This window comes from Aquabacterium sp. (assembly GCF_004297345.1).
Taxonomy (GTDB): Bacteria; Pseudomonadota; Gammaproteobacteria; order Burkholderiales; family Burkholderiaceae_C; genus Aquabacterium.
In genome coordinates this window covers 1-9,407 of sequence record NZ_SCTN01000497.1, presented here as the reverse complement: position 1 = coordinate 9,407, position 9,407 = coordinate 1, and the positions used below count along the sequence as shown (strand labels likewise).

The following is a 9,407-nucleotide window of genomic DNA, read 5'->3' as shown; positions in this document are numbered from 1 at the left end:
CCCCGACAAACCGTAAGTCACGAACACCCCGAACAGCACGATGGGCGGATGAATGGTGATCACGGCAATGCCCAGCGCAATGGCCACGATGGCAACGAAGGGCACCGTGCGACGGAAGTTCACATCCTTGAAGCTGTAGAACGGAATATTGGTGACCATGGTCAGCCCCGCGTAGAGCGTGAAACCACAAGCCAGCCACACCATGCCGTGCAGGGAACGGGCGGTTTCACCCATATCGGTCACGACCCAGATCAACCCCATGACCAGAGCGGCTGCAGCCGGGCTGGGCAAGCCCTGGAAGAAGCGCTTGTCCACCACGGCAATATTGGTGTTGAAGCGCGCCAGACGCAAAGCCGCACACGAGCAATACACGAAGGCGGCGATCCAGCCCAGCTTGCCCATGTCCTTGAGCGCCCATTCGTAGACGATCAGGGCAGGCGCTGCGCCAAAGGAGACCATGTCGGACAGGCTGTCCATCTGCTCGCCAAACGCGCTTTGCGTGTTGGTCATGCGGGCGACCCGGCCATCAAGGCTATCGAGCACCATCGCGCAGAAGATGCCAACAGCGGCCTGGTCAAAATGGCCATTCATGGCCATCACGATGGCATAGAAGCCACCAAACAATGCCGCCAGTGTGAACAGATTGGGCAGGATATAGACGCCCTTGCGACGCGGACGAGGCACGTCATCAGCATCATCCAGACTCAGATCCACGCTGGGATCGGCCTCTTTCGGGGAAACAGGTTGCACAGTCAAGCCTTGTTCAGGGTTGCCAGAATGGTGGTAGTGGCCGAGACCTTGTCGCCTGGGGCGACCTTGGGCACGGCGTTGGGCGGCAGGTAGACATCAACCCGCGCGCCAAAACGGATCAGGCCATATCGCTGGCCACGGGTTAGCGTGTCGCCAGGTTTGACCCAGCACAGGATCCGGCGTGCGATCAAGCCCGCCACCTGCACCAGGGTCACCAACTGACCGTTGGATTCGATCACGACCGCGTTGCGCTCATGATGACGAGAAGCGGTGTCCAGATCGGTGTTCACCAGCTGGCCGGGAATGTACTCGACCTGCCGGATCACACCATCCACACTGGCGCGGTTGCCATGCAGGCTGAACAGGCTCATGAACACGCTGATGCGCAGGGCGTCGCGGTTGGCATAGGGATCACGGGCTTTTTCGATGCGCACGATGCGGCCGTCTGCGGGAGACAGCACCACACCTGCCTGCGCAGGAATGGCCCGTGGCGGATCACGGAAATAGACCAGGTGCGCCAGCACGCCTGCCACGGCCACCAGGGACGCCGCCAGGGGGCCTTGCCAGGTGAACGCCAGCAAACAGGCCAGCAGAACCAAACCCAGGAAGGGCGCGTTCTCCCGGCTGGGAAAAGGAATGGGAAAGCTCATCGTGCGGCGGAGGATACCTCAAGCGACGCGCGCCTGATGCACAACCCTCTGCGGAAATGGAATGTCCACGCCCATGCTGTTGAGTGTTTCCAGGATGGTCAGATTGACAGCAGAGCGCGCACCCAACTGGCCGTTTTCCGGATCCATGATCCAGAAGGCGATCGTCAACTCCAGCCCGTCTGCCGCGAAATTGGACAGATGCACAGAGGGCCCGGGGTCTTTCACCACACGCGGCAAGGCCGCCACGTCGTCCTTGATCCGGGGCATCACGAGGTTCAGATCCGTGCCGTAGGCGACTTGGACGATGGTCGTCAGCATCAATTTGTTGTCGGCCAAGGATGCGTTTTCCACCCTTTGCGTAATCAGCAACTCGTTCGGAACAATGGACTCCCGGCCCGAAGAGGAGCGCAGGACGGTATAGCGTGTGTTGATATCGGTGATGCGGCCCTCGAAGTTATCGACCTTGACCAGATCCCCAATGCGCAGGCTGCGTTCTGCCAGGATGACAAAGCCGCTGACGTAATTCGCCGCCAGCTTCTGCAAGCCAAAGCCCAGGCCTACACCCACGGCGCCGCCCAGCACGGACAAAGCCGTCAGATCGATGCCCGCCGCCGACAGGGCCATGATCAGCCCCAGGGTCAGCAAGATGGCGCGAATGGCATTGGCCGCGATCTTGCGCAGAGACAGGTTGTCCGTCGCGCCTTTGAGCAGCTTCGTCTCGATCGCAGATGACAGGCTCAAGCTCAGGATCAGCACCAGCACGGCACTCAGCGAGCCTTCGATCAGGTTGCGCAAACTGACCTGTGTGGCGCCGATTTTCCAGGTGATGTCTTCCAGCTCGCTCAACACCATGGGCATGACGCCCGTGACCCACAGCACGGTGACGATCCAGGCCAGCCAGGACACAGTTCGCTCGACCACCCTCACCGTCTGCGATGAGGGGAACGCCACCTTGAGCACCTTGACCGTCAAGCGGATGACCGCCAGAGAGGCCAGAACCGGGATGATCAGACGGAAAACAGTCAGCGGCAGGATGCCGAGGAAAGCCCTGCGCGCAGCCAGTGCCAGCAGCAATGCAAGCACGGGGAACAGGACGCCGTCCACGATGTTGCGCCCGAACCAGACCGAGTGCGCATCACCCTGCGCACCGCGCCACAGGCGCAGCAGGCCCCACGACAGCACCAGGCAACCCAGAATGATGCCCGCCTCGGACAACGCCGAGCGCTGCTGCAGGCCATCAAGCAATTGCAGCAGTTCGTCGGGCGTAATGGGATGGGTAACCTGGGCGGAACTCACGGACATGTCGTAAATGGTGCGGGCTAATTTTCAATCAAGGTTCGCACGTGCGCCGCCACACTGCGGGCCAGCGAACTGAGGTTGTAGCCGCCTTCCAGGCAAGAAACGATGCGCCCCTTGCAATGTTTGGCTGCCACTTCCATGATTTTCGCCGTGATCCAGGCGTAATCCGCCTCGACCAAGCCCAAACCACCCACATCGTCTTCGCGATGGGCATCAAAACCTGCGGAAATGAAGATCATCTCGGGCTGGAAGTCTTCCAGACGGTAGAGCCAGTAGCTTTCCACCACATCGCGCACCACCTTGCCATCGCTGCGCGCATGCAGAGGGATATTGACCATATTGCCGGCACGAGACTCGGCACCACTATAGGGATAGAGGGGGTGCTGAAAAAATCCGACCATCAAGGCGCGGTCGTCTCCGGCCAGGATGTCTTCAGTGCCATTGCCGTGGTGCACATCGAAATCCACGACCGCCACGCGCTGGAGCCCTCGCACGTCCAGCGCATGGCGAGCCGCCACGGCGACATTGTTGAAAAAGCAAAACCCCATGGTCTGGTTATGGGTGGCGTGATGACCGGGCGGGCGTACCGCACAGAAGGCGTTGTCCAGCTTGCCGTCGATGACCGCATCCGTCGCGGCGATGGCCGCACCCGCTGCGCGCCAGGTCGCCGCCCGGGTTCCCGGACAAGCCCAGGTATCCGGATCCAGAGCCCGCGTGTCACCAGTGGCTTCCAGCTGTTGCAGGAAATCATCAAGCGTCAGCACGTAATTGAGGTCATGCGCCAGCGCCAGATCGGTGTTACTGGCCAGCGGCACGTCAGGCGAGAGCATCAAAACATCCAGGCCCTGAGCGCGCAACTGGTCTTCAATGGCCGTGATGCGCTGGGGGCACTCCGGGTGTCCGTTGCCCATGTCGTGATGCAGGCAGTCAGAGTGTGAAAAATAGCCGGTTGCCATGGGTCAGCTTTGGTCCGCACGCCGTGCGGGTTTGAGGTAATGTCGCGTCATGTTGCGAAACGACTCGAACCACGCCATGCCGACTGGCACCGCCACGTCCGTCAAGGGCTCGCAAATCACTCAACTCATTGATCAGGTTAGCACGATCATTGTGGGCAAGCGTGAGCAGGTCACCCTGAGCGTGATCTGCTTGCTTGCTTCAGGTCATCTTTTGATCGAAGACGTGCCTGGCGTAGGCAAGACCACCTTGTCGCAGGCCCTTGCTCGCAGCCTGGGCTTGAGCTTTGCACGCATTCAGTTCACGTCGGATCTGCTGCCCACCGACCTGATCGGCGTGAGCGTCTATGAGCGGCAAAAGGAAGCGTTCGTTTTCCACCCAGGCCCTGTTTTTGCGCATGTACTGCTGGCCGATGAAATCAACCGGGCAGGCCCACGGACACAAAGTGCCTTGCTGGAGGCCATGGAAGAAAGGCAAGTTTCGGTAGAGGGTGAAACACGCCCCCTGCCCTCGCCTTTCTTCGTGATCGCTACACAGAACCCGTCCGAGCAACTGGGCACGCACCCCTTGCCGGAATCGCAACTGGACCGCTTTGCCATGCGACTGGCACTGGGCTACCCTGATCCGAGCGCCGAGCGCGCGCTATTGACCGGACAGGATCGCCGCGGCGCCATGCTCCATCTGCAGCCCGTGATGACGGCCTCGCAATGGCAGCACTGGCAGCAACGCATCGATGAAATTCATGTAGCCGACAGCCTGCTGGACTATCTGCAAGCCCTGATCACAGCCACGCGGGATGGTCGTTGGTTTGCACTGGGCCTGAGCCCACGGGCGGGTTTGTCGCTGCTGAAGCTGGCGCGCTCCCGGGCTTTGGTCATGGGGCGCCAGCACGTCTCGCCGGAAGACATCCAGAGCCTGTGGATTCCAGCTGTTGCGCACCGCTTGATGCCGCTACCCCAGTCGGGCCGCAGCGCCACCGCACAAGCGCAGGCCTTGCTGGAGGCCACACCGGTTCCATGAGCCGCGTGCGTGCGATGCTGGGTACGCGCCCAAGCCCCTTGAATCTGAGCGCCATCAGGCAGCGTTTGAACGCCTGGTGGGAAGCCCGCCTGCCGCGACGCGATCAGCTCACCCTCACGCAGCGCAATCTGTACATCCTGCCGACCAAGGCAGGCTGGGCCTTTGCACTGGTGTTCATTGTTTTGCTGCTCGCGTCCATCAATGAGCAGGTCAATCTGGGCTACGCATTGAGCTTCCTTTTGGGAGGGGCCTCGATGGCGGCGCTGTATCAAACCCACGGCAATCTGCATGGTGTGAACCTGCGGCTGCTCACTTTGCGCAGCGTGCATGCTGGGCAAGTGCTGAGAGTCGGCATCACCTTGAGCAACAAGCACCGCAAGCTGGGGCGCTTTGGACTGCAAGTTACGGCCGGGCCCAAAGCGCCTGAAGGCACCATGGAAGGCCCAGGCACGCCCCAGCACGCAGAACTGGGCCCCGGCAGCGATTGCACCGTGGAGGTTGATGTAGCCACCCAGCAGAGAGGATGGCTGACCCTGCCCCGCATCACGATCGATACGCGCTTCCCGCTGGGCCTGTTCCGTGCGTGGGCGTACTGGCTGCCCCAGACTCGCGTGCTGATCTGGCCTGCGCTGGATGCCAATGCCCCGGGCTTGCCACAAGGGCGCCGATTGGAAACGTCAGAGCATGCGCAACGCGCCACATCGGTCGCATCGGAAATGCCGGAGGGCCTGCGCGACTATCGACGGGGCGACCCCATGCGCTGGATCGCCTGGAAAAAATCCAGCCTGGCACTGGCGTCGGGGACAGGCCTGGTCAGCCGCGAGCCAGCGCAAGGTCACAGCCCCGATCTCTGGCTGGATTTTGAGAAAAGCCCCGGCCTGGCCGGGCTGGATGCCGAAGCCAGACTAAGCCGACTGGCCAGTTGGCTGATTCAGGCGGAACAGGATGCTTCCGCGCGAGGCCCACTCTATGGTCTGCGGCTGCCTGGCACCACAGTCGATTGCAATGCGGGCGCGCATCATTTGCGGCATTGCCTGGATTCGCTGGCCGTATGGGCCCCGAGCACTTTGGCCCGGAGCCCGCAATGAAGTGGCCCTCCGCAACCTCGATCACGCGGGAAGGTCGCGACACGCTGTGGCTGCTGGCTGTGCTCACCTTGAGCATCCTGCCGCACCTGCCTCGCCTGCCGTTGTGGTCATCCATCAGCACGGCCGTGGCGATCCTGGTCCGCGCACGCATGGCCTGGCGCGACGACCCGCTGCCACCTCGCTCCGTATTGCTGATCTGCCTGGCCATTGGCATGGGCCTGACTGTGTGGACTTTTCACACCTTGTTCGGTCGAGAAGCGGGCGTGACCCTGGTGTGCCTGCTAGCGGGCTTGAAGACACTGGAGTTGCGTGCACGCAGAGATGCCTTTGTGGTGACCTCGCTGGGCTTCTTCCTGATCCTGACGCAGTTCCTGTACTCGCAAAGCCTGCTGATTGCCTTGCTGATGATCGTGGTGCTGATGGGCATGCTCACCTCGCTGGTCCTGGCGCAACGCCCACTTGGTCGGCCCAGCGTCTGGTCGGCCATGAAGATTGCGTGGCGTTGCGTGCTCATGGGCATCCCGGTGATGCTGGCGCTGTATGTGCTGTTCCCCCGCCTTGGCCCACTGTGGAACGTGCCGGCAGATGCCGGGCCACGCACGGGCTTGTCAGATCGGATCAAACTGGGGCATGTATCGGAACTGGCGCAAGACGACTCGGTCGCGATGCGCGTCAAGTTCATCGACATCCCACCAGTGACCAGCAATCTGTATTTCAGAGGCCCGGTGCTGGACCTCTTTGATGGCCGCAACTGGATGGCCAAACCACGCAACCCAGCGCTGATCAGTGCCGATGAGGTGTATCCACCCCGGCCTGCAGGCCAGGTCACGCGCTACCAAATCACGATCGAGCCCAGCAAGGTCAGTACCGTGCCCCTGCTGGACGGCACCTTGCTGGCATCCCCGACGTCACCTCAATCAGAGCTGCAGATCGCGCGGGACGGTCTGAACTGGACGGCCTCCCAAGCGCTGGTCGATCGCGTGCAGATCGACGCCCAGGCCTGGATGCAAATCGAGCATGGACCGAAGGAAGGCAGCCCCTTGTTGCAAGACTGGCTGCAACTGCCACCCGGCTACAACCCTCGAACCATCGCCTGGTCCATGGCGCTGAGGCAACGACCGGAGTTGGCCAACGCCGACCCCAGAGGCTTGTCCAACGCAGTGCTGCAGTACATCCGGCAGCAAAACTATCGCTACACGATGACGCCCGGCGATGCCTACCTGGACGCAGACGGCCACCCCGAGCGCAATTTGATTGACCTGTTCTGGCTGGACCGCCGCGCAGGATTTTGCGAACACTATGCGACCGCTTATGTGGTCATCATGAGAGCCATGGGCGTGCCCAGCCGCGTGATCACGGGCTATCAGGGCGCAGAGATCAATCCGGTAGACGGTTGGTTTGTTGTGCGCAACAGCGACGCCCACGCCTGGGCCGAGTTCTGGCAACCAGGCGAGGGCTGGGTGCGGGTTGATCCAACAGCCGCAGTAGCGCCCGAGCGTATTGACCGCCCCAGGCAGGCGTTTCGTCGCAACAACCTGTTGCCCGGCGCCCTGTCAGGCATCGATGCGGCACTATGGGGACGGCTGCGCAACTACATGGATGCCAGCAACAACCGCTGGAATCTGTGGGTCTTGCAGTACTCACGCCATCGCCAGATGCAGTTGCTCAAGGACTGGGGCTTCAGTTCCCCCAGCGCCACGGACCTGATCCGCCTGTGCGGCATCGTGATCGCCTGCACCAGCCTGCTGGGCGTAGGCTGGCTGTGGTGGACAAGGCCTCAAACGCCTCGCACGCCATGGCGGCGCCCGCTGATGAAAGTGCACCGTGCGCTGATCTCAATCGGTCTGCCCCCGCCGGACAGCAGCCCCGCCCCAGCCCCAGCCATGAGCTGGGCAGAGCGAATGGCCCATATAGATGCCATCGGTAAACTGCAGCCGATTCGGGATGCCATCGTCGATGCACTCACGCAACTGGATGCCTTGCGCTACGCACCCCAAAGTGGTCACACAGGTGAGATTCGGCGCCAACGCAATGCGCTGGTCCAGACGATTCAGCAACAAGCCCAGCAATGGCGGGCAATCAAACGGCGAGATCGGGCAAACTAGGCCTATCCAGCATCGTTGCCCCTACCTGTGTCTCACCGTACCCCCACCCTTTTTTTACGCGCCAGTTCACTGGCCTTGCTGTGCACGCTGATTGGCGCCTGCAGTACAAGCAGAAAAATCCCGGCTGATACCCCCACCTCACAGGAGGCTGCCGCGATCGCACAGCAAGCAACCGAAACCAATGGCGGTGATCAGGGCGCGATCACCAAGGCCATCGCCACGCCGGACATCCAGGCGCAAGCGACTCACACCACGAGCAACACCCAGCCCGCCACGCTGTCCGACAGTTATGCCGGCAGAAACGACGCGCGCCAGTTGGCATCTGAACTCGCCGCCGCCATGGATCTGGATCCCCAATGGACATGGCGCGTCATCGGCAAAGCGCGGTACCGGGAAAGTGCCGCCCGGCTGATGCTGCCGGCGCCAACAGGTACTGCCAAAAACTGGGGGGTGTATCGCAGCCGTTTTGTTGAGCCCATTCGCATCAAGGCTGGTGTGAATTTCTGGCGAACGTATGAGCTGGATCTCAAACGTGCCGAGGCGACCTATGGCGTACCGGCCAGCGTCATCGCCGGGGTACTGGGTGTCGAAACCATCTATGGCCGACAGACTGGAAATTTCAGGGTGCTGGACGTTCTGGCCACTTTGAGCCTGGACTTCCCCAAGGGGCGCAGTGACCGCAGCGCGTTTTTCAAAACCGAACTGGGCCAATTCCTCAAGCTGTGTCAGGAGCAAGGCACGGATCCTGAATCCGTTCTGGGCTCGTATGCGGGCGCCATTGGCCTACCGCAATTCATGCCCAGTTCCATCCGTCGATATGCGGTGGATTTCGATGGTGATGGCCACATTGATTTGCTGCGCAGCCCGGTTGATGCCATTGGCAGCGTTGCGCACTATCTGTCTGAGCACGGCTGGCACGCACAATGGCCAGCCTATTTTGATATCACCCCACCAACGGACGAACAAGCACTGGCGAAACTGCTCGAGCCGGATATCCTGCCCAGTTTCTCGGCATCGGACATGCGCGCTTTGGGCGCATCACTGTCGGATGCCGGACAAAATCACCCGGGCCAACTGGCCTTGGTTCTCCTGCAAAACGGCCGCAACGTTCCAACCCTGATTGCGGGCACCACCAATTTTTACGCTATCACGCGCTACAACCAGTCCAGCTATTACGCACTGGCTGTCGTCCAGTTAGGTGAAGTTGTATCCAGAGAAGCAAGCCGCCTCAATCTGCAAAATCCGTAATACCACCGCTGGTCAACACCTAGGTACTACTACTTATGTCGCGTCGCAATGAACGGTCACAGGTCAATAGGGCGAACCAAGTATATAAGATGCAATCGGACACCGGATTTCCGCGTCCAGTCATATTGCATTTGCAATGAAATTTATTTTATGTATAGAATCCGCAGCAGGTTGATGTTAGCCAGGCTGGAAAGCCTTCCAGCAGCGACTCAGTGACCACTGGTTTTCACAATAAGTATTCATTGCCCCTGACACCGGGGCCACAAAGGACACCGCATGAGCAACTACCAAGA

8 protein-coding genes are annotated in these 9,407 nt (G+C 60.9%); 4 read left to right on the top strand and 4 right to left on the bottom strand.

The window, feature by feature from the left end; genetic code table 11:
• The 4 genes from pssA to EPO09_RS19120 form a co-directional block, all read right to left on the bottom strand.
• A partial coding sequence (pssA, locus tag EPO09_RS19135; protein WP_290645630.1) for a CDP-diacylglycerol--serine O-phosphatidyltransferase occupies positions 1-714 on the bottom strand: 714 nt, incomplete at its 3' end.
• 38 nt (positions 715-752) lie between these two features.
• Positions 753-1,400 (bottom strand): phosphatidylserine decarboxylase, encoded by a 648-nt coding sequence (locus EPO09_RS19130; RefSeq protein ID WP_290645628.1) that lies wholly within the window; start codon positions 1,398-1,400, stop codon positions 753-755.
• A gap of 18 nt (positions 1,401-1,418) precedes the next feature.
• Positions 1,419-2,702, bottom strand: coding sequence for a mechanosensitive ion channel domain-containing protein (locus EPO09_RS19125; RefSeq protein WP_290645626.1), 1,284 nt, complete (start codon positions 2,700-2,702; stop codon positions 1,419-1,421).
• Between the two features lie 17 nt (positions 2,703-2,719).
• Positions 2,720-3,655: a histone deacetylase family protein gene (locus EPO09_RS19120; RefSeq protein ID WP_290645624.1), complete on the bottom strand. Its 936-nt coding sequence runs from the start codon at positions 3,653-3,655 to the stop codon at positions 2,720-2,722.
• A gap of 76 nt (positions 3,656-3,731) precedes the next feature.
• Here EPO09_RS19120 and EPO09_RS19115 point away from each other — a divergent pair, with 76 nt between their 5' ends.
• From EPO09_RS19115 to mltB, 4 genes are read left to right on the top strand one after another with little or no spacing between them, the layout of a single operon-like run.
• Positions 3,732-4,673: a MoxR family ATPase gene (locus EPO09_RS19115; protein ID WP_290645622.1), complete on the top strand. Its 942-nt coding sequence runs from the start codon at positions 3,732-3,734 to the stop codon at positions 4,671-4,673.
• The gene (locus EPO09_RS19110; RefSeq protein ID WP_290645620.1) at positions 4,670-5,761 is read left to right on the top strand and encodes a DUF58 domain-containing protein; all 1,092 of its coding nucleotides are present in this window, start codon (positions 4,670-4,672) and stop codon (positions 5,759-5,761) included. Before EPO09_RS19115 ends, EPO09_RS19110 begins: the two co-directional genes overlap by 4 nt.
• Positions 5,758-7,866, top strand: coding sequence for a DUF3488 and transglutaminase-like domain-containing protein (locus tag EPO09_RS19105; RefSeq protein ID WP_290645618.1), 2,109 nt, complete (start codon positions 5,758-5,760; stop codon positions 7,864-7,866). The genes EPO09_RS19110 and EPO09_RS19105 overlap by 4 nt, the downstream gene beginning before the upstream one ends.
• Positions 7,867-7,893: 27 nt before the next feature.
• Entirely contained in the window at positions 7,894-9,114 is a 1,221-nt protein-coding gene (gene mltB, locus EPO09_RS19100) for a lytic murein transglycosylase B (protein WP_290645616.1), read from the top strand.
• The last annotated feature ends 293 nt before the right edge of the window (positions 9,115-9,407 follow it).